At 68.4% G+C, this 23,968-nt stretch carries 20 protein-coding genes; 7 read left to right on the top strand and 13 right to left on the bottom strand.

From position 1 onward, the window contains the following. Nucleotides 1–114: 114 nt before the first annotated feature. The gene (locus tag ABIB25_RS22720; RefSeq protein ID WP_354530806.1) at nt 115–2,001 is read right to left on the bottom strand and encodes a serine/threonine-protein kinase; all 1,887 of its coding nucleotides are present in this window, start codon (nt 1,999–2,001) and stop codon (nt 115–117) included. 147 nt (nt 2,002–2,148) lie between these two features. Here ABIB25_RS22720 and lipB point away from each other — a divergent pair, with 147 nt between their 5' ends. From lipB to ABIB25_RS22700, 4 genes are all read left to right on the top strand, one after another. After that, entirely contained in the window at nt 2,149–2,949 is an 801-nt protein-coding gene (gene lipB, locus ABIB25_RS22715; protein ID WP_354530805.1) for a lipoyl(octanoyl) transferase LipB, read from the top strand. Between the two features lie 136 nt (nt 2,950–3,085). After that, a complete protein-coding gene (locus tag ABIB25_RS22710; RefSeq protein ID WP_354530804.1) occupies nt 3,086–4,000 on the top strand; it encodes a hypothetical protein in 915 nt (304 codons plus the stop codon). A 2-nt stretch (nt 4,001–4,002) separates the two neighbouring features. After that, entirely contained in the window at nt 4,003–4,926 is a 924-nt protein-coding gene (lipA, locus tag ABIB25_RS22705) for a lipoyl synthase (protein ID WP_354530838.1), read from the top strand. A 75-nt stretch (nt 4,927–5,001) separates the two neighbouring features. Further along, nucleotides 5,002–5,760 (top strand): DUF4191 domain-containing protein, encoded by a 759-nt coding sequence (locus tag ABIB25_RS22700; protein WP_354530803.1) that lies wholly within the window; start codon nt 5,002–5,004, stop codon nt 5,758–5,760. A gap of 58 nt (nt 5,761–5,818) precedes the next feature. On the opposite strand, the gene ABIB25_RS22695 is transcribed toward ABIB25_RS22700, so the two are convergent. Further along, a complete protein-coding gene (locus tag ABIB25_RS22695; protein ID WP_354530802.1) occupies nt 5,819–6,226 on the bottom strand; it encodes an RDD family protein in 408 nt (135 codons plus the stop codon). 291 nt (nt 6,227–6,517) lie between these two features. On the opposite strand from ABIB25_RS22695, the gene glnA reads away from it, so the two are divergent. Both glnA and ABIB25_RS22685 read left to right on the top strand, forming a co-directional pair. Then, the gene (gene glnA, locus ABIB25_RS22690; protein WP_354530801.1) at nt 6,518–7,936 is read left to right on the top strand and encodes a type I glutamate--ammonia ligase; all 1,419 of its coding nucleotides are present in this window, start codon (nt 6,518–6,520) and stop codon (nt 7,934–7,936) included. A gap of 28 nt (nt 7,937–7,964) precedes the next feature. Then, on the top strand, nt 7,965–8,249 hold the full coding sequence (locus ABIB25_RS22685; protein ID WP_354530800.1) for a YciI family protein: 285 nt from the start codon (nt 7,965–7,967) through the stop codon (nt 8,247–8,249). 28 nt (nt 8,250–8,277) lie between these two features. Here ABIB25_RS22685 and ABIB25_RS22680 read toward each other — a convergent pair whose 3' ends face one another. The 3 genes from ABIB25_RS22680 to ABIB25_RS22670 form a co-directional block, all read right to left on the bottom strand. After that, nucleotides 8,278–9,651, bottom strand: coding sequence for a serpin family protein (locus tag ABIB25_RS22680; protein WP_354530799.1), 1,374 nt, complete (start codon nt 9,649–9,651; stop codon nt 8,278–8,280). A gap of 64 nt (nt 9,652–9,715) precedes the next feature. Continuing rightward, the gene (gene smc, locus ABIB25_RS22675) at nt 9,716–13,321 is read right to left on the bottom strand and encodes a chromosome segregation protein SMC (protein WP_354530798.1); all 3,606 of its coding nucleotides are present in this window, start codon (nt 13,319–13,321) and stop codon (nt 9,716–9,718) included. A 137-nt stretch (nt 13,322–13,458) separates the two neighbouring features. Further along, entirely contained in the window at nt 13,459–13,758 is a 300-nt protein-coding gene (locus ABIB25_RS22670; RefSeq protein WP_354530797.1) for an acylphosphatase, read from the bottom strand. Nucleotides 13,759–13,842: 84 nt separating this feature from the next. On the opposite strand from ABIB25_RS22670, the gene ABIB25_RS22665 reads away from it, so the two are divergent. Continuing rightward, nucleotides 13,843–15,147 (top strand): outer membrane protein assembly factor BamB family protein, encoded by a 1,305-nt coding sequence (locus ABIB25_RS22665; protein ID WP_354530796.1) that lies wholly within the window; start codon nt 13,843–13,845, stop codon nt 15,145–15,147. 82 nt (nt 15,148–15,229) lie between these two features. Here the strand turns inward: ABIB25_RS22665 and mutM are convergent, their stop codons facing one another. From mutM to ABIB25_RS22625, 8 genes are all read right to left on the bottom strand, one after another. Next, on the bottom strand, nt 15,230–16,096 hold the full coding sequence (gene mutM / locus ABIB25_RS22660) for a bifunctional DNA-formamidopyrimidine glycosylase/DNA-(apurinic or apyrimidinic site) lyase (protein WP_354530795.1): 867 nt from the start codon (nt 16,094–16,096) through the stop codon (nt 15,230–15,232). After that, nucleotides 16,089–16,829 (bottom strand): ribonuclease III, encoded by a 741-nt coding sequence (gene rnc / locus ABIB25_RS22655; protein ID WP_354530794.1) that lies wholly within the window; start codon nt 16,827–16,829, stop codon nt 16,089–16,091. Before rnc ends, mutM begins: the two co-directional genes overlap by 8 nt. A 38-nt stretch (nt 16,830–16,867) precedes the next feature. After that, nucleotides 16,868–17,047 carry a 50S ribosomal protein L32 gene (rpmF, locus tag ABIB25_RS22650; protein WP_354530793.1) on the bottom strand — a complete coding sequence of 60 codons (180 nt, stop codon included), beginning with the start codon at nt 17,045–17,047 and terminating at the stop codon, nt 16,868–16,870. 135 nt (nt 17,048–17,182) lie between these two features. After that, nucleotides 17,183–17,758: a YceD family protein gene (locus ABIB25_RS22645; protein WP_354530792.1), complete on the bottom strand. Its 576-nt coding sequence runs from the start codon at nt 17,756–17,758 to the stop codon at nt 17,183–17,185. A gap of 380 nt (nt 17,759–18,138) precedes the next feature. Continuing rightward, nucleotides 18,139–18,870, bottom strand: a complete 732-nt coding sequence (locus ABIB25_RS22640) for a DivIVA domain-containing protein (RefSeq protein ID WP_354530791.1) — start codon at nt 18,868–18,870, stop codon at nt 18,139–18,141. A gap of 432 nt (nt 18,871–19,302) precedes the next feature. Further along, complete coding sequence (gene coaD, locus ABIB25_RS22635) at nt 19,303–19,782, bottom strand: pantetheine-phosphate adenylyltransferase (RefSeq protein WP_354530790.1); 480 nt, start codon at nt 19,780–19,782, stop codon at nt 19,303–19,305. Between the two features lie 43 nt (nt 19,783–19,825). Beyond that, nucleotides 19,826–20,383, bottom strand: coding sequence for a 16S rRNA (guanine(966)-N(2))-methyltransferase RsmD (gene rsmD / locus ABIB25_RS22630; protein ID WP_354530789.1), 558 nt, complete (start codon nt 20,381–20,383; stop codon nt 19,826–19,828). A gap of 28 nt (nt 20,384–20,411) precedes the next feature. Beyond that, nucleotides 20,412–23,807, bottom strand: a complete 3,396-nt coding sequence (locus tag ABIB25_RS22625; RefSeq protein WP_354530788.1) for a pyruvate carboxylase — start codon at nt 23,805–23,807, stop codon at nt 20,412–20,414. Nucleotides 23,808–23,968: the final 161 nt, after the last annotated feature.

Genomic DNA, 23,968 nt, shown 5'->3' with positions numbered 1-23,968 from the left:
CCCTGCTGACATGCCGGAGAGAGCGTGGCCTCTTCAGATCCGAGGCATCTGACCTGCACCTTCTCGGTGAACTCAGCGAACCCCGTGACATCAGCGGCACCTGTGCCACGTCCGTCAGGCGGCCTGCACCTCGCTGATGCGATAGCCGGCGGGAGTTCCGACGAGGACCAGCACCCGGGAGCCGCCGACTCTCGCAGGTGTCCGTCCGACCACCCGCCCCGCCACGTCGAGGATCGAGTAGGAGGGCAGCGAGTCCTCCACGACCACCCTGATCGGACCACGGCTCAGAATGCGCACCTGTCGAGTCAGATGCACGGCGCCTGACACCCGCAAGCCGTCCGTCAGCATGGTCCCGATGGTGCCGGCATCGGCCGACCTCGCCGTGGCCCCATCGGTGTACACGGAGTCGAGCAGGCGAATGTCCCGGCTGACCAAGGCCTTTGCCCTTGCGCCGTCCAATTCCCTGACGGTGGCCGTCCAGTCCTGTTCGGTTGCCGACGCGGTGATCGCGCCGGCCGGCGAGGTCGGCGTCGGCGTTCGTTTCGGTGTGCGCACGGGTGCGGTGGTGCCGGCCACGGACGTCGGTGCCACCCCCGACCGGGACGGAACCGCAGTTCGGGAGGGCGTGGCCGGCGCAGAGGCCGACGACGCAGGACCCGCTGGACGGGGTGGGCCGGGGGGTACGGAGGCTGAAGGTATGGCAGGCACGGAGGATGTCGACGCGCTTGTGCCCCCGACGGCGACCGGCTCGCTGCGACCCCAACCGGCCCACCACAGACCAGCCGCACCGGCGACACCGACCACGAGCAAACAGGTCGTTGTTAGCAGCATCACGCGGAGCGCCCCTGACGGGAGATGCAGTCGCGCCGGCCCGCGTCCCGTCCCGGCCGCGAAATCGGGCGCCGACGACGGACCGACCGGGACCGCGTCAGCCCTGCGCCGGGTGACCGCCCTCGACCTGGCGAGCCTTCCGGGATCGGTCCGGTCCCGACCGCGACCGCTCATGCGTCCGCCGCCTTCCTCGTCCCTTCCCACCGACCCGACCCGGCCGGACGGGTGCAGACCTGGTCGCGGCACGGGCGGCGGCCCTCCCATCGGCTCCGCCCGTCCGTGCGGCTCCGCCCGTCCGTGCCTCGAGACGGGCGACCCACCCGCCGTCGCAGGTGCGTCGAGGGCGGGGAGGCCGGGATCCGGCAACCGGTCGTCCACGCCGGCGAGGTCGAGAGGTTCCGGGCGCCCGGCTGCCTTCAGGTCCAGCACCAGCGTCGCGGCACCGGGACGTCGTTCCGGGTCGTGTTCGAGGAGGGAGCGGACCAGCGCCACCAGCGCCGGCGGCGCGGCGTCGTCACCGGGATCCGGCCACTGCCCGGCAGCCGACTGGATCACCACGTCCCGTAGATCATCCGCCGGCCAGGCATGACGACCGGTGAGACAGGCAAGGGCGAGCGAGCCCAGCGAGAACATGTCGGTCGCCGGCGTCGGCGGCCCGCCCCGGGCCAGTTCCGGCGCCGCATCGACCGGCGTCGCGAAGACCGGTCGTCCCGACTCCGCGGCCGCGCGTCCGGCCCCGAGGTCGGCGAGCAGGGGACGCCCGGCCCGGTCGAAGAGAACGTTGCCGGCGGACAGGTCGCCGTGCACGATCTCACGCTCGTGGGCAGTGGCCAGGGCTGCCGCCAACGGCAGCAGCACCGTGAGCGTCTCCGACGCGGTCAGCCGGCCCCGTCGCTCGAGCAGGTCGGCCAGATCGCCACCGGCCGCGTACTCGGTGACAAGGGCCGCGCGGTCCACGTCCCCCACCACGTCAAGCACTCGCACCACGTGGGGATGGTCGACCGCTGCGGCAAGAGCGGCTTCGCGGCGGGCTGCATCGAGCCGCTCGGCCGGGAAGACCTTGATCGCCACCCGGTTGCCTGTGGAGATCCGGACGCCCAACCACACCTGCGCCGATCCGCCCGTGCCGAGTTGCTCGATCGCGCGGTAGTCCCCCAACTCAAAGGTCATGCACGGACGGTAGGCGGTTCGCCGGATCCAACATGGAGTTGTCCACATGCCCGGCCCTCGACCCGGGATCCACCCCGGCGACGCATCGAGGGCTCCCAACGGAAGACCGGAGAGAGCGCTGTCAGGCCTGCGGCGTAGGTTTGTCGAATGCCGGATCCGACCTTCCGAACCCCTGACGGGGGCGTCAACGCTACCCGTCAGCTGCGGGCGCAGACCACGGCCGTCCGATTCGTGGAGGCGGGCGAGGTCGACTACCAGCAGGCGTGGGACCACCAGCGCGCACTGGCTGTCGAACGCGCCGAAGACCGCGCACCGGACACCGTTCTAATGCTGACACATCCGAGCGTCTACACCGCCGGTCGACGGACCGAGGCCGCCGACCGTCCGACCGATGGCACCCCGGTCATCGACGTCGACCGCGGCGGGCGCATCACCTGGCACGGACCCGGCCAGCTGGTGGGGTATCCGCTGATCAGGCTGGCCGACCCCATCGACGTGATCGCCTACGTCAGGTTGCTGGAGCAGGCCCTGATCCAGGCGTGCGGCGATCTCGGCCTGTCCGGAGCGGAACGGGTGAGCGGACGCAGCGGCGTCTGGCTGGTGGGCGGCGGTCGTCCCGACCGCAAGATCGCCGCCATCGGGGTCCGCATCGCCAGGGGCGTGACGACTCACGGATTCGCACTCAACTGCGACCCGGACCTCGGTGCCTACCACCGCATCGTGCCCTGCGGCATACGTGACGCCACCGTCACGTCGCTGACCGAGGAACTCGGCCGCCATGTCACGGTCGGAGATGCGGTGCCCGTCGTCACGCGGCGGCTTCAACAGGCATTCGACGGGGAACTCGTGGTGGGCGATACCGGGGTCGCGGCCACCTCCGGTCGGCGGGAAACTCCAACTCCACCGGGTATCCAGTGGCACCTTGATACCGTTCTTGCTCCGAGTTGAGAATCGGGCAGGATGGTGTGGCCGCATCAACCAGCAGCAGAATCAGCAACCAGTCCGACCTAGTAGTAGAACGATCAGTCCGGCACCAGCGGATGCACACCGCACCGGAGCAGCGACATCTTCCAAGGAGCTCACGATGAGCAAGTCAACGACCGCCACTGCCACGCACGACCTCGCCGCCAAGGCCGGGGACGTCGCCGAAAAGGTAGTCGACCAGGCGCAGGACGTGGCCGGCAAGGTCGCTGCCCTGGCGTCGGACACCGCTCACGATCTGGCCGCCAAGGCCGGGGATGTCGCCGAGAAGGTTGCGCACTCATTGGGCGACTCTGCCCAGAAGCTCTCCCGCCAGGCGCGCAAGTCGAGCGCCAAGTCGATCAAGAAAGCCGAGAAGTCGGCCAGGCGCGGCCAGGGCAAGGCCGCCGCCAAGGCGAAGTCGCTGGCGGCACTGGCCAAGTCGGAGGCCGGTGAGGCGGCAGCGGCGCTGAGCACCGCCGCCACCGGACAGGCCGCAAAGGCCACCGGCAAGGCTTCGAAAGCAGCAGCAGCGCTCGCGGCTGCAGCTGCCTCGGTCGACAAGAAAACGGCGAAGGCGGCTGGCAAGAAGAGTCACCGCGTGCGCAATATCGCGCTGCTGGGCGTCGTCGCAGCCGGCGGTGTGGCCGTGGCGAAGGCGCTCAAGGCTCCGTCCTACCCCGCACCCGATAGCACGCCTGCTCCAACGGCCCCCGCGAAGACCGCGGAGTCTTCCGCGAAGGACGCGGCCGACAAGGCCAGTGACGCTGCCAAGGACACCGCTGCCAAGGCGACGGATGCCGTGAAGGACGCCGCGTCCAAGGTCACCGACGCGGTCAAGGACACCGCGTCGAAGGTTGCCGACAAGGCAGCCGACCTCAAGGACAAGGCCGCCGACCTGAAGGAAGACGCGAAGGACAAGGCCACCGACGCGAAGGACGACGCGAAGGCGGCTGCCGGAAAGACCTCCGATGCCGCCAAAAACGCGTCCGACGCCGTTCAGAGCAAGGTCCAGGACGTGAAGGACAGCGGCAAGTGACCATGGCCCCGGAGGGGCGCAAACTTCTCCGCCTCGAGGTTCGCAACGCGGCGGTCCCGATCGAACGAAAGCCCGAATGGATCAAGACAAAACTGCGGACCGGCCCCGAATACACGGCTCTGCAGGCCCTGGTGAAACGCGAAGGCCTGCACACCGTGTGCCAGGAAGCAGGGTGCCCGAACATCTACGAGTGCTGGGAAGACCGCGAGGCGACCTTCCTGATCGGCGGGGACCAATGCACGCGTCGGTGCGACTTCTGCCTGATTGATACCGGCAAACCGGGACCACTGGATCGTGACGAGCCACGGAGGGTCGCCGAGTCGATCGGAACCATGAACCTCCGGTACGCCACCATCACCGGTGTCACCCGCGACGACCTGCCCGACGAGGGGGCCTGGCTGTACGCAGAGACCATCCGCAAGGTGCATGAACTGGCCCCGGGCACCGGTGTGGAGATCCTCACTCCCGACTTCTCCGGCAAACCCGAACTACTCGGCCAGGTCTTCGACGCTGCCCCGGAGGTGTTCGCCCACAATCTCGAGACCGTGCCGCGGATCTTCAAGCGGATCCGACCGGCCTTCACCTACGAGAAATCGCTGGACGTCCTCTCCCAGGGCCGTGCCGCCGGCATGGTCACCAAGTCCAACCTGATCCTGGGCATGGGCGAGACCCGCGAGGAGATCTCCCGAGCACTGGTCGACATGCACGATGCCGGCTGTGATCTGGTGACCATCACCCAGTACCTGCGCCCAACCCCGCGGCACCACCCGATCGACCGCTGGGTGAAGCCACACGAGTTCGTCGAACTGCAGCAGGAGGCGACCGAGCTCGGATTCGCCGGCGTCATGTCGGGTCCGCTCGTTCGCTCGTCCTACCGCGCCGGCACCCTGTACAAGCAGGCCGTGGCGGCCAGGGCCAACCGGTAGCGATCAGGCCGATCGTCGTCGATCAGCGCCGTCAAGGCGTACTGATCACCGCCGATGTCGTCGTATCCTCAAGACATGGCCAAGACCTCCACCAGCACCGTCAAACTCTCCAAAGAGGAGAAGAAGGCGGCCAAGATCACTGCCAAGGCCGCGAAGAAGGAACGCCGCGGTCAGATCTGGCAGGCATTCCAGACGCAGCGCAAGGAAGACAAGCGGCTGCTGCCGTACATGATCCTGTGCCTCGTCGGCTCGGCGGTCGCCTTCTCGGCTCTGGGCTACCTGCTCGCGACGTGGTGGGCCGGTCTGGTCTTCGGTCTGATCATCGGCGTCATGGTCGCGTTGATCTTCTTCGCCCGTCGGGTGCAGTCGAATGTCTACAAGCAGGCCGACGGGACGCCGGGGGCTGCGGCGTGGTCACTGCAGAACAACCAGCTCCGCGGCAAGTGGCGGATCACGCCGGCCATCGCCGGAACCTCTCATCTCGACGCCGTCCATCGCGTGGTCGGCCGGCCGGGGATCATTCTGATCGGTGAGGGCGCAACCCACCGGGTGAAGCCGTTGCTGGCCCAGGAGAAGAAGAAGATCGCGCGCATCGTCGGCGAGACGCCGATCTACGACATCATCGTGGGCAACGAAGAGGGACAGACGCCGCTCAAGAAGCTCAATTCCTCGCTGATGAAGCTGCCACGCAACATCACTGCAGCGCAGGTTTCCGACCTCGACAGCCGCCTGGCGGCCCTGTCGGCGCGGATCGGCCAGGCCGGGATGCCCAAGGGACCGCTCCCAGCCGGTACGAAGACCCGGAACGTGCAGCGCGCCGCCCGGCGTCGCTAGTCACCGGCATCCGGTACCGCGTGCTGGATCTCCAGCCGAGTTGGTGAGCCGGAGTTGATTACCGCGTTCTGATCACCACGGTGCGGCAGAGTCGGTCGTGCAGGCCACGCCCGTCGGCGTCGTTGAGCAAGGTGGGAACGATGACGAAGGTCAGTGCCGTGCGGGGCACTGCCCACAAGCCGACCAGCGCCCGACCGCCCAGCGGCGCGACCCTGATCCCGCAGATCGCCTGGCCCGGTGTGAATCCGAAGATGCCGACGGCAACCACGGTCATCACCACCCACACCAGCAGACTCCAGTTCCGGGGCAGCTCGGGACGGGTGAAGAGCAGCGCGATCAGGAACGAGACCAACAAGTCGATCGCGAACGCGCCGATGCGGACACCCAGGCCCGCCACCGATCCCACTCCCGTCTCGGGCAACCCGAGACGACGCCCTGGAAAACTCTGTTCCTGCTGCGATGCCATGGCTCCAGCGTAGGTGTCCACGCCTGCACGACCCGCTGCCGCAGGAACCCTGACACCGTCAGGCCTCACCGCCGAGAAACTGTCGGCCGCACAGTGGCGTTAACTCTCGCGAAACAGCACCGAGACGCTGGGGCAACACCCCGTCCCTAACTTCATACCCGTCAGGGTGACCGTGGCGCCTTCCTCCCGGCCCCACGTGGCACCACCCCGCCGTGATGGTCCGTTCCGCCCTCAGCCAGACTGCAAGCCCATCCCGCACTGGTCCATCTCCCGACTCGAAGGAGCGCATGAGTGTTCTCCACCCCTGAAGAACTGGTCGCCTACATCAAGGACAACGACGTCGAAGTCTTCGACATCCGGTTCTGCGATCTGCCCGGCCTGATGAACCACCTCACCGTCCCGGCCGCCACCGTCACGGCTGACTCGTTGGCCGCCGGCATGGCTTTCGACGGATCGTCGATCAAGGGATTCCAGTCGATCCACGAGTCCGACATGACGCTGCTGCCGGACGTGGCCACCGCTCGGATCGACCCGTTCCGCCGTCGGAAGACGATGACGTGCAACTTCTTCGTGCACGACCCGCTCACGCTGCAGCCCTACTCGCGCGACCCGCGCAACGTAGCCCGCAAGGCCGAGGAATACCTGGCCAGCACCGGGATCGCCGACACCTGCTACTTCGGGGCCGAGGCCGAGTTCTACGTCTTCGACAACGTGCGTTTCGAGACCAAGATGAGTGGTTCGTTCTACGAGGTGGACACGGACGAGGGTTGGTGGAACACGGGCCGTGAGGAGGTCGGTGGCAACCTGGGGTACAAGACCCGCGTCAAGGGCGGCTATTTCCCCGTACCGCCGTACGACCAGATGGCCGATCTTCGCGAGGACATGACCGCGAACCTCATCCACATGGGTTTCGACATCGAGCGCGGACACCACGAGGTGGGTGGCGGCCAGGCCGAGATCAACTACAAGTTCAACACCCTCCTGGCCTCGGCCGACGAGGTCATGCTGTTCAAGTACATCATCAAGAACACCGCGTGGGCGGCCGGCAAGACGGTCACATTCATGCCCAAGCCCCTCTTCGGTGACAACGGCTCTGGCATGCACGCCCACCAGTCGCTGTGGTCCGGCGGCAAGCCACTGTTCTACGACGAAGCCGGCTACGGCGGACTCTCGGACATCGCCCGCTACTACATCGGCGGCCTGCTCCACCACGCCCCGTCCCTGCTGGCATTCACCAACCCGACGGTGAATTCCTACCACCGCCTGGTCCCGGGCTACGAGGCGCCGGTCAACCTGGTCTACTCGGCCCGCAACCGGTCCGCCTGCATCCGCATCCCCCTGACCGGGACAAACGCCAAGGCAAAGCGGCTCGAGTTCCGCTGTCCGGACCCGTCGGCCAACCCGTACCTGGCCTTCGCCGCCATGATGATGGCCGGCCTCGACGGCATCAAGAACAAGATCGAGCCGCCGGCTCCGGTCGACAAGGACCTCTACGAGCTGCCGCCGGACGAGGCCGCCAACATCCCGCAGGTGCCATCCTCCCTCGAGGCGGTCATCAACCGGCTGGAAGAGGACCACGACTACCTGCTCGAGGGCGGCGTCTTCACCCCCGACCTGATCGACATGTGGATCCGGCTCAAGCGGGAGGAGATCGACGCGATCCGGCTGCGCCCGCACCCGCACGAGTTCGCCATGTATTACGACTGCTGAGCCTACGACCGCTGAGAGAGCCTCTTCCATGCCGGTATTCGCCGTTCTCTACGACTACCTGACCGATTCCGTCCCGGCCAGGGACGAACATCGGCCGGCGCATCGCCAGTTCCTCGGGACCCTGACCGGCCCGGTGAACCTGCTGGCCAGCGGGCCGTACGTGGACGAGCCTGCCGGTGCTCTGCTGATCGTCGAGGCCACCTCGGTCGCAGAGGTCGAGACCGCCATGGACGCCGACCCGTTCGCCGTGCAGGGCCTGATCTCCGGGCGAGCGGTGCGCGAGTGGACCCAGGTCAAGGGGCCCTGGGCCTGAGCTGCTGACTGTTGGTCACAGCCCAGGCTCAGGACTTCGGGTCGGTGATCTGGCCGAGGAAAAGAGCTGCACCCGTGGTGGTGTCGTGGATCGTGTAGAAGAACGGACGGTCGACCGAGATCTTGTCGGACGGCCCGGGAGCAGCGGCACCCGACGGCATTCCGACGATCGCCGTGGCGGCCGTAGCTTCGGTGCCCTTCTCGTCCACCGAGACCACCGTCTGGTGGACGAAATGCCCGGCGTAGATGTCGCCGGCACCTCCGGCGATCCCGGAGAGATCGGCCGCCTTGGGATCGAACAGGTCGGTGACACCCAAGGCCTTCATCGCCGGCACCAGGGACAGATGAGCCTCCGCATCGAACGTGGGCATGGTCAGATCGACCGCGGTCGACCGGCCCGAGGTCGCCACGGGCAACACAGACGCCAGGTCGGCCCGGACGGAGTCGAACGAGCCCGCGTCCGGGATGACCAGCGTCATGGCCAGGCCGTCACCGCGGTAGGGAATGGTCACCGAGGTCCACCCCTTGCCGGACGCGGTCTCGAGACGCGCGGACACCTGCATCGCCGGGACGGTCTTCTTCGCGCCCGAGGCCGTGCTGAAGGGCAACGGCGTGCTTGACCGGCGGAAGTCGGACGCCCAGGGAGCCGAGAGGTAGACGGCGTTCACCAACGCAATGAGCGTGTCTGCGGTGATCTGTTCCTTCTGGAGCAAGTCGGTGATCTTGTCGCGCGTGTGGTTGGCAACCCAGCCGTTGATGATCTTGCGGGCCTGCTCGGGGTCCTTGCGGTAGTCGAGTTGGTACATGCCCACCCCGAATTTGGTGGCCAGGGCGTCGAGATAGGGTTTCCGAACCGTCAGGGACGGCGACAGCCAGACCGAGTTCGCCACGTCAAGGGTGACCGGGCGGACATCGGCGGTCTGCGGATCGGCGTCGGTCGGCGGCCCGCCGGATGCGATTGCGGCTGCGACGGCCCGATCGACCGCCGTCACATTGCCCCCTTGAACGGCAGCCGTGCCACCCAGTACCTTGTCCAGTTGCGCCGCTGTAGCGCCCTTTGCTCCGTCGCGGGTCATCGCCAGCACGGCGTAGATCGAATAGGGGCTCAGCACGGCATTGTCGCCGGCCGGCATCTGCCGCAGCAGCGCGGCGCCGAGCGAATCCATCGCGCGACCGGCACCAGCGGCGGCGCCCCCCGTTCCCCGGGCCAGGTTCGAACGCAGCGGAACGGGAGCCAACGAACCCGCAACCGACGACCCGGTGCCCATCGTGGACTGCCCCGAGGTCGACGCGGACTGCGAGCTCGTGACCGCCGTGCCGGCGGTCGACGATGCGGAGCAGGCACCGACCACGGCCATCGTGAGCAGGCCGACGACCCCCGTACTGATCTGTTTGAACCCCATGAACATCCTCCCGTTGCCTTCACAGGAGTGACGCAATTTCGGGCCCAACGGTTGCACCACACCGTCAGGAGACGGCCGGCACGTTCTCCCCGCGGATTCGCTGGCTGATCACCTGGGTGATGCCGTCACCGCGCATCGAGACGCCGTAGAGGGCGTCGGCCGACTCCATGGTGAACTTCTGGTGGGTGATGATGATCAGCTGCGAGGAGTCGCGCAGCAGGGTCAACAGCTTGACCAACCGGGTCAGGTTGACCTCGTCCAGCGCCGCCTCGACCTCGTCCATGATGTAGAACGGGCTGGGCCTGGCCCGGAAGATCGACACCAGCAGCGCGACCGCGGTCAGCGAGCGCTCGCCTCCGGACAGCAGCGAAAGCCGCTTGACCTTCTTCCCGGGCGGGCGGGCGTGCACCTCGATACCGGTGGTCAGCATGTCCGAGGGGTCCGTCAGGATCAATTCGCCATCACCGCCGGGGAAGAGCTCCGCGAACACCGTCACGAACTCGCGTGCGACATCGTGGTAGGCCGCGGTGAAGACCTCCAGGATCTTGTCGTCGACCTCGCCGACGACGGTGAGCAGGTCCTTGCGGGTGGACTTGAGGTCCTCGAGCTGGGTGGACAGGAAGGTGTGTCGTTCCTCGAGGGCCGCGAACTCCTCGAGAGCGAGCGGGTTGACCTTGCCGAGCACGTTCAGGTCACGTTCGGCGCGCTTCGCACGGCGCTCCTGGGTGTCACGGTCGAACGGAAGTGGTTGCGGTGCAACGACTTCCTCGCCGCGTTCCTTGGCGGTCTCGTACTCGGACGTCTCCAGCGCGGTGGGCGGGATCAGTACGTCGGGCCCGAAGTCGGCGACCAGATCCGCCGGCCCGACCCCGAACTCGTCGGCGGCTCGACCGACGAGCTGCTCGACCCGCATCTGCTGCTGGGCGCGCAGCATCTCGTCCTTGTGCACCGCATCCGTCAGCGCGTCCCACTGTCCCTGCAACTCGCGGGTCGACGCCCGGGCGGTGGTCAGAGCAGCCTCGGCACGGTCCCGATCGGCTGCGGCCAGCACGCGCGCATCCGTCGCGGACGCCAACGAGATCTCCAACGCGGACAGCGCCCGACGCCCGGCCTCCGCCACACCGATCGCCACCGCCGCGCCGGCGGCCCGACGGGCGACGGTGGCCTCCGCCCTGACCCGTGCGTCCCGCTCCTGACGCGCCGATCGCCGTAGCCCGTCGGCGACACCGGCCGTTGCCCGCGCGCGCTCCTCGGCCGTGCGGAGTGCCAGGCGGGCTTCGACCTCGGCCTGGCGCGCCACCGCGGTGGCATCCATCAGCGAGTCGCGGATCTCGGTGTCCACCTCTTCGGGGGACTCTTCCGACTCGGCGGCGTACAGGCGCGCCTCGAGATCGGCCACCGTGGTGCGGTTCTGCTCGGCCGCTGTCTCGGCCGCCTGCCGTTGGCGCTCGAGCCGGTCGGCCTCGGCATTGGCGGACCGCACGGCCTCGCCGAGCCGTCCCAGCTGCTCGGACACCGCGGACAGCCGCGCATCGGACTCGTGCAGAGCCGCCAGGGTGGCCCGGCTCTGCCGGTCCCGCAGTTCGGTCTCGGCCTTGGCGCCCGAGAGGGCGGCCTCGAGATCGGCGATCCGCGCCGTCACCGTCGTCAGCGATAATTCGGCCTCGTCGACGGCGGCCTGGATCTCGAGGACCGACTGCTTACCGGCGCTGCCACCGAAGGCCCATCCGCCACCCAGCAGGTCACCGGCTCTTGTCACCGCCCTGACCAGCGGTGATGCCGTCACGAGGTCGAGAGCGACCTCCAGGTCCTCGACCACCGCGACGCGGTCCAGCGCGATCGCCAGCGACGTCCTCAGCTCGACCGGAACCCGGACGTGGTCGATCGCCCAGGCCGCTCCGGACGGCAGCAAGGGCCAGGACCCGGTATCAGAGGCACCGGCCGCTTCGGGCGGACCACCGACGAGCAACCCGGCGCGCCCGGCGTTCTGCTCCCGCAGGTGGTTCAGGGCGACAGCCGCGTCGGCGACCCCGGCGACGGCGACGGCATCGGCGGCACGACCGAGCGCTGCTGCGACCGCGCCCTCGAAGCCGGGATCGACGTCCAGGACCGAGGCCACCGAACCCATCAGTCCCGGCAACTCGACGTCCGGGGCCAGCAAGGCGCCGGCACCGTCCCGGCGGTCGAGACCGAGCGCAAGGGCGTCGACCCTGGCCCGCAGACTGCCCTGCTCGCTCCTGGACGCGCGGAGCGAGTCGGTGAGCTCGGCGACCCGCTGCCGGGCGACCTCCACCGCCTCCTCGGCCGACTCGTGGTCCTCGTCCAGGCCGACCTCGGAGGAATCCAGGTCGCCGACGGAGTCCTGGAGCTGGCCGAACTCCTCCGACGCCGTCGTCGCACGATCTCTGGCGTCCGCGACCGCTGCGGCCAGTCGGGCGATCTCGTCGCCCCCGGCCGTCTGACGTGACCGAGCCGCGTTGACCTGCCCGGTCAGCCTGGCCAGCCCCTCCCGCCGGTCGGCGATCGCGCGAGTGGCGGTGAGCAGTTGGTTCTCGGCAGCTCTGAGGGCGCTCTCCGCCTCGGACCGGCCGGTCACCGCGTCGGTCAGCTCGGAGCGGGCGGACTCGACCGCTTCCTCCTTCTCCGCCTGCGCCTCCTCGGCCGCTTCGGCCGCCGCCTCCAACTCGTCCGGGTCACGACCGGGGCGGGCCACCTCAGGGGCGGCCGAGAGGTTGCGGCCGCGCTCCTCGGCCAGCGAAACCGTGCCGCGGAACCGTTCCATCAGAGCGGACAACGCAAACCACGTGTCCTGGGCCTGCGCCAGCGCGGGACCGGCGGACGCAGATGCCGCTGCAGCGGTCTCCGATGATTCCGTGGCCTGCGTCAACGCCTTCTGCACGGCCGTCCGGTGTTCCAGCGCCGCGGCCTCGTCGGCGGATTCGGCGGCGATCCGGCCGGTCAACCCGACGTAGTCGTCGGCGAGCAGCCGGAGTCGCGAGTCACGCAGATCGGCCTGGACCCCCGCGGCCCGTCGGGCCACCTCGGCCTGCCGCCCCAGAGGCTTGAGCTGGCGCCGTAGTTCACCGGTGAGGTCGTTCAGCCTGGTCAGGTTGGCGTGCATGGCGTCCAGCTTGCGGAGCGCCTTCTCCTTGCGCTTGCGGTGCTTCAGGACGCCGGCAGCCTCTTCGATGAAGGCGCGGCGATCTTCCGGGCGGGCCTGCAGCACGGCGTCGAGCTGACCTTGGCCGACGATGACGTGCATCTCCCGGCCGATGCCCGAGTCCGACAGCAGCTCCTGGATGTCCAGCAGGCGGCACGTGGAACCGTTGATCTCGTACTCGCCGGCACCGTCGCGGAACATCCTCCGGGTGATCGAGACCTCGTCGTACTCGATCGGCAGCGCACCGTCGGAATTGTCGATGGTGAGCGTGACCTCCGCACGGCCGAGTGGGGGGCGGTCTGCCGTCCCGGCGAAGATGACGTCGTCCATCTTTCCGCCGCGCAGGGCCTTGGCGCCCTGTTCGCCCAGCACCCAGGCGATCGCGTCGACGACGTTGGACTTGCCCGACCCGTTCGGCCCGACGACGGCTGTGATGCCCTTCTCGAAATGCAGGGTGGTAGCCGAGGCGAAGGACTTGAAACCCTTCAGCGTCAGGGACTTCAGGTACACGAGTGAAAGGTCCCTCCCGTCGACTTAGATGGGCTTGCGCCCCGGGTCGACTGGTCTGGGCTTGCGCCCGGTCTGACCCGAATGCGATCTGCGGGTGTCAGATTACCCGCCGCGCTGCGATGGATCGGTGCGCGAGTTCACCGCTCGACGAAGCCCGTCTCTCCCCTCGGCTTGCCGTACTGCTCGACGACTAGCGCGACCGTGCCCGGTGCGCCGCCGCTGCGCAGCACAGCGACCAGCGACCGGCAGCGTTCGAGAGTGCCTTCGGCGACGACCTGCACCCGGCCGTCATGCAGGTTGGTGGCACTGCCGGTCAGCCCGATCTCCAGCGCCCGAGCCCGCGTCCACCAGCGGAAACCCACTCCCTGGACCTGGCCGTGCACGAAGGCCGTCATCCGTACCCTCTCCGTTCTGCCGCCCGGATCTTCTTCATCCACCGGGTCAATCTAGTCAACTACGCATTCGGAATTCATCCGGTCGAGTTGCTGGACTTGCATGCTGACGGGGCGCACGATGCTGGCATGAGACGCGTACTTACAGTGCTGTCGGCGTTACTCATCGTGGTAGCCACCATGGGGGCCGGTTGGCCTACCGGGCACGGTGACAACCTCCGTTCGGGCAACGCGACCTCGGCCTCGGCGTTCAAGAAGTTCACTGCCGGCTTCAGCCGTGGCCTGGACGGCTCCGTGTACGGGTCACCGATCCTGACCGCGCACAGCGTGGTGGTGGCCACCGAGAACAACACGGTCTACGCACTGGACCCGACGACGGGCGCGGTGCGCTGGAGTCGTCACCTGCGGTCCCCGATCAGCGACACATCGGTGCTCGCCTGCAGCGGCAACATCAGCCCGACGGGCATCACCGGCACCCCGGTGTTCGATCCGGTGACGGGCAGGGTCTTCGTCGTGACGATCACGTACAGCGCCTCTCTTGGCGTGGTGCACGAACTCTGGGGCCTGGACGCGGACAGCGGAGTGGTCGAGTTGTCCAAGCGGGTCGAGGTTCCCGGCACCGACCCGAAGGCGGAGCAGCAGCGTGCGGCTCTCGCGGTGGACCGCGGCAACGTCTACATCGCGTTCGGTGGGCTCGCCGGTGACTGCGGCAACTACAAGGGCGCTGTGCTGGCGATCAAGGCCAACGGCGCAGCCGGCGGACGGGCTTACGTCGTCCCGACGCCGCGGGAAGGCGCGATCTGGGCCGCAGGCGGCCCAGTGGTGGCACCCAACGGCAACCTGTTCGTCGCCGTCGGAAACGGCGAGTCGCAGACGTCTTACGACTACAGCGACTCGGTGACCGAGATCAACCCCTCCATGTCCCGCGTGGACTTCTTCGCGCCGAGCAGCTGGGCCAACGACAACGCCAACGACCTCGATCTCGGATCGATGACACCGGCCTACACGAGCATCGGCTACATCCTCCAGGCCGGGAAGTCGGGTAACGGCTACACCGCCCGGAGCGGGCATCTGGGCGGTATCGGCGGGCAGACCTACAGCGCCCCGCTGTGCCGTGCCTTCGGCGTGTCGGCCGTCACCGGCGCCACCGTCTACATGCCCTGCACGAATGGCGTCACCCGGGTCCAGGTGCAGTCGAACGGTCGGTTCACGACCTTGTGGACCGCCTCGGGCATTCCGGGATCGCCCATCGTCGGGCCGGGAGCGGTGTATTCCCTCAGCGGTACCAAGCTCTACGCGCTGAGCGGCGGAACCGGGGCTGTGCTGGGCAGCATCGATGTCGGCAGCACCACACGCTTCGCAACGCCGATGCTGGTGGGCAAGAAGATCTATGTCGGCACGACGAGCGGGATCGTGGCCGCGAACGTGGCGTGATTCGTCCGGCAAAATTCGTCCGGCATGATTCGTCCGGCGTGAGTTTCTCGTGCTCGGCCGGGTTCCAGGAGGGCGGGGTCGGTCAGCGGCGGACGCGGGGCTTGGGTTGGCACACCGGGCAGTAGAAGGATGACCGATTCATGAAGGCGTCCCGGCGGATCGCGGTTCCGCACCGCGGACAGGGGCGACCTTCCTGCCCGTAGGCGGCCAGCGACCGGTCGAAGTAGCCGGAGTCGCCGTTGACGTCGACGTAGAGCGCATCGAAGGAGGTCCCGCCGACCGAGAGTGCCTCGGCCATCACTTCTCTGGCTGCCTCCAGGACACGACGCACGACCGGCCTCGTCAAGCCTGCCGTCGAACGCGCGTAGTTGAGGCGGGCACGCCAGAGCGATTCGTCGGCGTAGATGTTGCCGATCCCGGACACCACGGTCTGGTCGAGCAGCGCGCGTTTGATCTCGGTGTTCTTCGAACGGATCCGGGCCACTGTGGCGTCGAGGTCGTAGGCCGGATCGAGCGGATCGAGCGCGATGTGGGCGATCGGGTCGGGGAGTACGGCCTGACCGGGCAGGAACGACATCCCGCCGAAGGTGCGCTGATCCAGGAAGTCGATGTCCGGACCGCCGTCGGCGAAGCTGAAGCGGACGCGGAGATGCGGATGGGCAGCAACGGCCGCAAGTGCGCCAACCGTGGAGCTGACGCGGAACTGACCGCTCATCCCGAGGTGGGCGAGCAGGGCGTCTCCGTCGTCCAGTACCCACCACAGGTATTTGCCGCGGCGACGGATGTCCAGCACCTCATGCCCGGCCACCGATGCTTCGAAGTCGGCGCGTCCGAGCAGATGGCGCCGGATCGCGCGGTCGTTGAGGACGGACACGGAGGAGATCCTGCGTCCGACGGCATGCTCGATCAGACCCCGGCGGACGACCTCGACCTCGGGTAGCTCAGGCACCGGGGGCGTCGGAGGGATCCGCGGGCGTTTCCGGCGGATCGACGTCCAGAGCGGTGAACGCGGCGGAGGCGGCCTGCTGCTCCGCTTCCTTCTTGGTGCGCCCGGCGCCCGCGCCGTAGACAACACCGCCGAGCAGGACCTCGGCCTCGAATGACTTGGCGTGGTCGGGGCCTTCTTCGGTGACCCGGTACTCCGGAACACCGAGGCTCTTGGAGGCCGACATCTCCTGCAGGGAGGTCTTCCAATCAAGGCTCGCACCGAGTCCGGGCGCGTCCGTGAGGAGGTCGGCGAACAGGGTGTGGATGACCGTCCGGGCGACCTCGATGCCGTACTGGAGGTACACCGCACCCAGTACCGCCTCGACGGCATCGGCGACGATCGATGCCTTGTCGCGACCGCCGGTCAGCTCCTCGCCGCGGCCTAGCCGCAGCATGTCGCCCAAGCCCATCCGGCGTCCGACGCCTGCAAGTGCATGCATGTTGACGATCGACGCGCGCAGCTTGGCCAGCTTGCCCTCGGGCAGATCCGGGTGATCGCGGTAGAGCTTGTCCGTGACGACGATGCCAAGCACCGAGTCGCCGAGGAACTCCAGTCGTTCGTTGGTGGGCAGGCCGCCGTGCTCGTACGCGAAGGACCGGTGAGTCAACGCAAGCACGGCACGCTCGGCATCGAGTTCGACGCCGAGCACTGCGAAAAGCTCTTCCGGGTCAGGAATGTTGCTCGCCGAAATCACGGACTTCGATGACCCTGCCCCGTCTGCCACCGGGTGGTTCAGACCCCGACGACCTGGCGGCCCCGGTACTGGCCACACGTCGTGCACGCCTGGTGGGGCGGGGTGAGTGCGCCACAGGCGCGGTTCGGGCACGTCGCAAGGGTGGGGACGGTGGTCTTCCACTGCGAGCGCCGCGCGTGGGTGTTGGCGCGTGACAGTCTCCGCTTCGGAACGGCCATGATTACTTCTCCTCGTTGTTGTCAGGTGGAATCGGCGTCAGTGTCTCCGACTCCGGGTGGTGCTGAACTCTGATGAAGCAGATGGTGGTGATCGGGCTTGTGCCACTGCGCTCGGGCGCTGGGAGCTGTTGCCAACTAGTTGTTCGCGGTGGGAGACCCACCGGGCACGCCGAACTTGGCGGCCAGATCGGCCCACCGGGGGTCAAGTATCTCATGAGAATGACCCGGCTCGAGGTCATCGAAACGCTCACCGCATTCGACGCACAGACCGGCGCAATCCGGGCGGCACAACGGGGCCAACGGCATGGTCAGCACGATCTCGTCGCGGACGAGCGGTTCCAGATCGATCAGGTCGTCGATCAGCCGTGGAATCTCGTCGTCATCGGTGGTGGCTGCGGTGGTCGAGTCCGGGTAGGCGAACAGTTCGCGCAGATCCGCGCTCACCGGAACCCTGATCTCCGTCAGACAGCGGGCGCACTCCCCGACTGCGGTGCCGGACGCGGTGCCGGAGACGAGGACGCCCTCGGCGACCGACTCGATCCGCACGTCCAGATCGATCTCGGCGTCGCGCGGAACGGCCAGAACTTCGATACCCATCGGGTCGCCGACCGGAGCCGTCAAACGGTAGGCCTTCATGCTGCCCGGACGCCGCCCGAGGGGGCGGGTGTCGAGCACCCACGGCGAGGCGTGGTTGGGGCGCTTGGTGGTCATCAGTCGATTCTCGATCGGGGCGGTGTCGGTGCTACGGGTGTCATATCGGTGCTGCGAGCGCTGTCGGTGTCATGTCGGTGTTGTCGGTGCTTTGTCGACGTCCTCGGTGGCAGCCGGACTGGGGCCAACCACTCTAGAGTAGTCGAACTCCCCCGCCGGCCCAATTCGGTGTGCTCAGCCGGCCGGTACTCCGGGCAACGTTCGAGCGCCGCGCACACGTCCCTGCACCGCGCACACGTCCGTGCGCCGCGCATACGTCCGTGCGCCGCGCATACAGAAAGACCCAATTCTGGACGAAACCGGCCCGAAATGGGCATTTCCGTCTGCGCCGGGCGCTCCCGTATGCGCCATGCCGGCGCCTGGGTGCCCCGAGCGGCTGGTCAGTCGCGGTAGTCGGCGACGGCTCCGGAACGGAGGGACGTGCGGCCACGGCCCACGGTGCGGAGCGTCTTGGTCAGCGTCTCCTCGAGACCGGCGAGCTTGGAGTCGACGTAGGAGTCGCAGTCGGCGCGCATCCGGTCGATGTCACCGTGCGCGGCGTCGAGGATCTTGGCCGACTCGACGTGCGCAGCCTGGACGACCTCGGACTGCGATACCAACCGGGCCTGCTCGCTGCGACCGTCGGCCACCGCACGCTCGTAGGTCGCCCGGCCGGCGGACACCAGCCGCTCCGCCTCACCGTGACCGCGGGACACCAGAGCGTCGTGCTGGTCCTGACCGGACTGCACGGTGCGATCGGCATCCGCCTGGGCTCGTGCCAGAATCGCCTCGGCGCGGGCGGTGGCCTCGTCGACCAGTCGGTCGGCCTCGGCCTGTGCCCCGGCAACGGTCGCGGATGCCTCGGCGCGGGCGCTGTGCACCAGCCGGGCAGCCTCGGCCTCGGCGTCGGCGATGTTCTTGTCAGCCGTCGCCTTTGCCTCCGACAGCATCTGGTCGCGGTGGTCGAGCACGTCCTGTGCGTCGTCCATCTCGCCTGGCAGGGCGTCGCGGACGTCGTCGAGCAACTCCAGCACGTCCCCACGAGGCACAACGCAGGACGCCGTCATCGGCAGGCCCCGGGCCTCCTCGACGATGGTGACCAATTCGTCGAGCGCTTCGAATACGCGGTACACGCTGGCGGACCTCTCCTTCTCGTGCAGCAGCCATCAGGCAACGCGGCCCTGCCCGGCCAGTGTGCCAACTCGGGCCGCTTTCACCCGGCAGGCACGCCCGAGCAGCGACGCGGGCCGAAGGCTCGCCGAGCTCTCGGGGATGGCCCTCCTGGCCAGGAGTGGCTGCCAAACCGACCGACGACGGCAGTTGCACACAGATACCGAGCAGCGACGCGGGCCGCAGGCTCGCCGAGCTCTCGGGGATGGCCCTCCTGGCCAGGAGTGGCTGCCAAACCGACCGACGACGGCAGTTGCCCACAGATACCGAGCAGCGACGCGGGCCGCAGGCTCGCCGAGCTCTCGGGGATGGCCCTCCTGGCCAGGAGTGGCTGCCAAACCCACCGACGACGGAAGTTGCACACAGGTACCGAGCAGCGACGCGGGCGGGGCGGGTCAGGAGGCGGCGAGTTTGGCGGCCAACGCCTGCTGGACGACGGGCGGCAGCAGCCGAGACACGTCTCCGCCGTAGGTCGCTACCTGTTTGACCAGCGACGACGAGAGGAACGAGTACTCCGGATTGGTCGGCATGAACAACGTGTCCACCTTCGCCAGCCCGGAGTTCATCTGGGCCATCTGGAGTTCGTAGTCGAAATCGGAGACTGCGCGCAATCCCTTGACGATCGCGGCGATGTTGTTCCGGGTGCAGTACTCGACCAACAGACCGGAGAACGAGTCCACCGTCACGTTCGGCCACTGGCCGGTGATCGCCCGCAGCAGGTCCAGCCGCTCGTCGATCGCGAAGAGGCCGGTCTTGTCGGGGTTGACCAGAACAGCGACCGTCACCTGGTCGAAGAGCCCGGCCACCCGCTCGATGATGTCCAGGTGTCCGAGGGTCGGCGGATCGAACGATCCGGGGCACACCGCGTGCGTCATGCCGTTCCCTCGCAGTGGTCGCTCTGGTCCGACACGGAGGTTCTCATGGCGCGCGACCGTAGCAGAGGCGGGTGTCGCCGTACTTCTTCGTGCGCACCTCCACCAACGGTTCCGGCCACACCATCTCGCCGGACCGTTTGCTGCGCTCGACGATCAGATCGGCGCCGATGCCCAGGTGCCCGCCGGCGGCCAGCGCGGCGAAGATGGCCGTCAGGTCGGCGGTGGGTACGTCGTAGGGCGGGTCGGCGACGACGAAATCGAACGGCCGGCCGGCCGGTGAAGACGCGAACGTGCGCACATCGGACGGGACCACCTGCGCATCGGTGAGCTTCAACGTGGCGACGTTGGCCCGCAGCGCCACCAGCGCCAGCCGGTCCTGCTCGACCAGCACGAGCGAGTCGGCACCGCGCGAGACGAGCTCCAGCCCGAGCGCACCCGAGCCCGCGTACAAGTCGAGAACCCGCGCGCCGTTCAGGCCGCCCGCCGCCACCAAGGCGTTGGCCAATGCCTCCCGGACCCGCTCGCTGGTGGGCCTGGTCGTCGCGCCGGCCGGTGTCTGCAAGCGGCGGCCGCGATGGAGTCCGGCGGTGATCCGCGTCATCGCGCGACCCGCCGCACCGGGAGCGGCCTCAAGACTGCGCCTTGATGACGACCACCAGATCGCCGCCCTCGACCTGCTGCACGGCGTTGATGGCCGTGCGCGTCACGGTGCCGGCGATCGGTGAGGTGATCGAGGCCTCCATCTTCATCGCCTCGATGGTGGCGACGGTCTGGCCGGCGGCCACCTCGTCGCCCTCCGTGACCCCGAGGGTGACGACACCGGCGAACGGCGAAGCGACATGTGACGGATTCTTCGGGTCGGCGCGCTCGGCGACGGGCACGTCGACGGTGACCGTCCGGTCGCGGATCTGCAGCGGTCGCAGCTGGCCGTTGAGGGTGGTCACCACCATCCGGAGGCCACGCTCGTCGGCGTCGCCGATGGCCTCGAGGCCGACGGTCAGCTGGACGCCCGGCTGCAGTTCGATGACGTGCTCGGTCCCCCGCTGCAATCCGTAAAGGTAGTCCGACGTACGCAGCACCGAGATGTCGCCGAACTCCTCGCGCGAGGTTCGGAAATCCTTGTCCGGCCCCGGGAACAGGAGGCGGTTCAGCGTCGGCCGCGGGCTCCGTTCCAAATCGGCGCCCTCTTCGGAGGTCAGCTCGGCGACGGCCGGTTTGACACTACGACCGGCCAAAGCCTTGCTGCGGAACGGTTCCGGCCAGCCCCCAGGCGGATCGCCGAGCTCGCCCGCCAGGAAGCCGACCACCGAGTCCGGGATGTCGAACCGCGCCGGGTCGGACTCGAACTCGCCCGGATCAACGCCGGATCCCACCAGATGCAGCGCCAGATCGCCGACCACCTTGGAGGACGGTGTGACCTTGACGAGCCGGCCGAGCATGGCATCGGCGGCGGCGTACGTGGTCTCGATGGCCTCGAACTTGCCACCCAGCCCGAGTGCGATTGCCTGCTGCCGAAGATTCGATAGCTGACCACCTGGGATCTCGTGCTTGTAGACGCGCCCGGTCGGCGCCCGGAGGCCGGACTCGAAGGGCGAGTAGACGGCCCGGACCGCCTCCCAGTACGGCTCCAGGTCGGCGACCGCCTGGAGCGACAACCCGGTCGAACGCACGGTGTGGTCGAACGCCGCGACCAGGGCGGACATCGACGGTTGGGAGGTGGTGCCCGACATCGGCGCGCTCGCGGCGTCGACGGCGTCGACCCCGGCCTCGGCCGCGGCCAGATACGTCGCGAGCTGACCACCGGCGGTGTCGTGCGTGTGGAGGTGCACGGGTAGGTCGAACCGCTCGCGCAGGGCCGTGACCAGGGTGCGAGCCGCCGGAGCCCGCAGCAGACCGGCCATGTCCTTGATGGCCAGGACGTGCGCCCCGGCCTCGACGATCTGCTCTGCGAGCCGTAGGTAGTAGTCCAGGGTGTACAGCTTCTCGCCCGGATCGGACAGGTCAGCGGTGTAGCAGAGCGCGACCTCGGCGACCGTCGTCCCGGTGGCTCTGACCGCCTCGATGGCCGGCCGCATCTGCGAGACGTCGTTCAGGGCGTCGAAGATCCGGAAGATGTCGATCCCGGCGGCGGCCGCCTCGGTGACGAACGAATCGGTGACGGCCTCGGGGTACGGCGTGTAACCGACGGTGTTCCGGCCACGCAGCAGCATCTGGAGGGCGATGTTCGGCAGCGACGACCGAAGGGCGACCAGCCGCTCCCACGGATCCTCGGCCAGGAACCGCAGCGCGACGTCGTAGGTGGCACCGCCCCACGCCTCCACCGACAGCAGCTCCGGCGTCATCCGCGCGACCGCCGGTGCGATGGCGACCAGATCCCTGGTGCGGACCCTGGTCGCGAGCAACGACTGGTGCGCGTCGCGGAAGGTGGTGTCGGTGACGGCCAGCGCCGTGCGCTCGCGGAGCCACCGGGCGAAGCCTTCGGGTCCGAGGTCGGCAAGCAGCTGGCGGCTGCCGGCCGGGGCCGGTTCAGCCGCCAGCACAAGCAGTTTCGACTCCGGTTCGATCAGCTCGGTCGGCCGGGCGCCGTGCGGTCGGTTGACCGTCACGTCGGCCAGGTAGGTCAGCAGTTTGGTCCCGCGGTCGGCGGAATGGCGGGCGGTGAGCAGCTGCGGATGCGTCTCGATGAACGACGTGGTGACGCCGCCGGCGGCGAAGTCCGGGTCCTCCAGCACGGCCTGCAGGAACGGGATGTTCGTCGCCACGCCGCGGATGCGGAACTCCGCGAGGGCGCGTCTGGCCCTGGCCACCGCCTGTCCCCAGTCGCGCCCGCGACAGGTCAGCTTCACCAGCAGCGAATCGAAGTGGGCGCTGACCTCGGCGCCGGAGTGCACGGTGCCGCCGTCGACGCGAACCCCGCCGCCACCGGGCGAGCGGTAGGTGATGATCCGACCGGTGTCCGGCCGGAATCCGTTCGTCGGGTCCTCGGTGGTGATCCGGCACTGCAGGGCGGCGCCACGGATGTGGATCGACTCCTGCGCCAGGCCCAGGTCGGCCAGCGTCTCGCCGGCGGCGATCCGGATCTGCGAGGACACCAGGTCGACGTCGGTGATCTCCTCGGTGACGGTGTGCTCGACCTGGATCCGGGGGTTCATCTCTATGAAGTAGTAGCAGGCGTGTCCATCTCGTTCTCCGAGCAGGAACTCGACGGTGCCGGCGTTGACGTAACCGATGTGACGCGCGAAGTTGACCGCATCGGCCGTCATCGCCGCCCTCATCTCGGGGGCCAGCCCGACCGCGGGTGCCACCTCGATGACCTTTTGATGGCGACGCTGCACCGAGCAGTCGCGTTCGAACAGGTGCACCACCGCGCCGGTGTGATCGGCGAGCACCTGCACCTCGATGTGGCGGGGCTCGATCACCGCCCGCTCCAGGAAGACGGTGTCGTCCCCGAAGGCGGATTCGGCCTCGCGCATGGCGTTGCCCATCAGCTCCTCGAGGTCTTCCGCCCGGTCGACCCGGCGCATCCCGCGGCCGCCACCGCCGGCGACGGCCTTGACGAACAGCGGGAAGCCGACCGTCTCCGCGGCCGCGAGCAGGGTCGGTACGTCATTGGACGGATCGGTGGATTCCAGCACCGGCAGACCGGCGGCCCTGGCCGCCTCGACCGCGCGAGACTTGTTGCCGGCCAGCTCCAGCACCGAGGCCGGCGGGCCGATGAAAGTGATCCCGGCGTCCTCCAGCGCCTGCGCGAGGTTCGGGTTCTCGGAAAGGAATCCGTAACCCGGGTACACCGCGTCAGCGCCAGAATCCCTTGCAGCCCTGACGATCTCGTCGATATCGAGATAGGCCCGCACCGGATGCCCTCGCTCGCCGATCTGATAGGCCTCGTCGGCCTTCTGCCGGTGCAGCGAATTGCGGTCCTCGTGCGGGTAGACCGCCACCGAGGCGATCTCCAGCTCGTAGGCGGCGCGGAACGCCCTGATGGCGATCTCTCCGCGGTTGGCGACCAGGATCTTCGAGAACACGTCGAGCGACTCCTCGGGTACGCGGCCGTGGTGGACGACGGCCGTTCGTCTTTCCGTGACAAGTGGAGATTCAGCAACAACCGGACGTCCGGTGACAACCGGAGATCCACCGACGACCGGAGATCCAGCCCAACGGAAGTCCTTTCTGCGGAACTCCGTTG

The sequence above is a fragment of the Nakamurella sp. UYEF19 genome (assembly GCF_040546275.1).
Taxonomy (GTDB): Bacteria; Actinomycetota; Actinomycetes; order Mycobacteriales; family Nakamurellaceae; genus Nakamurella.
The sequence above is the reverse complement of the archived record's forward strand: the minus strand, read 5'-3'. Positions and strand labels throughout refer to the sequence as shown.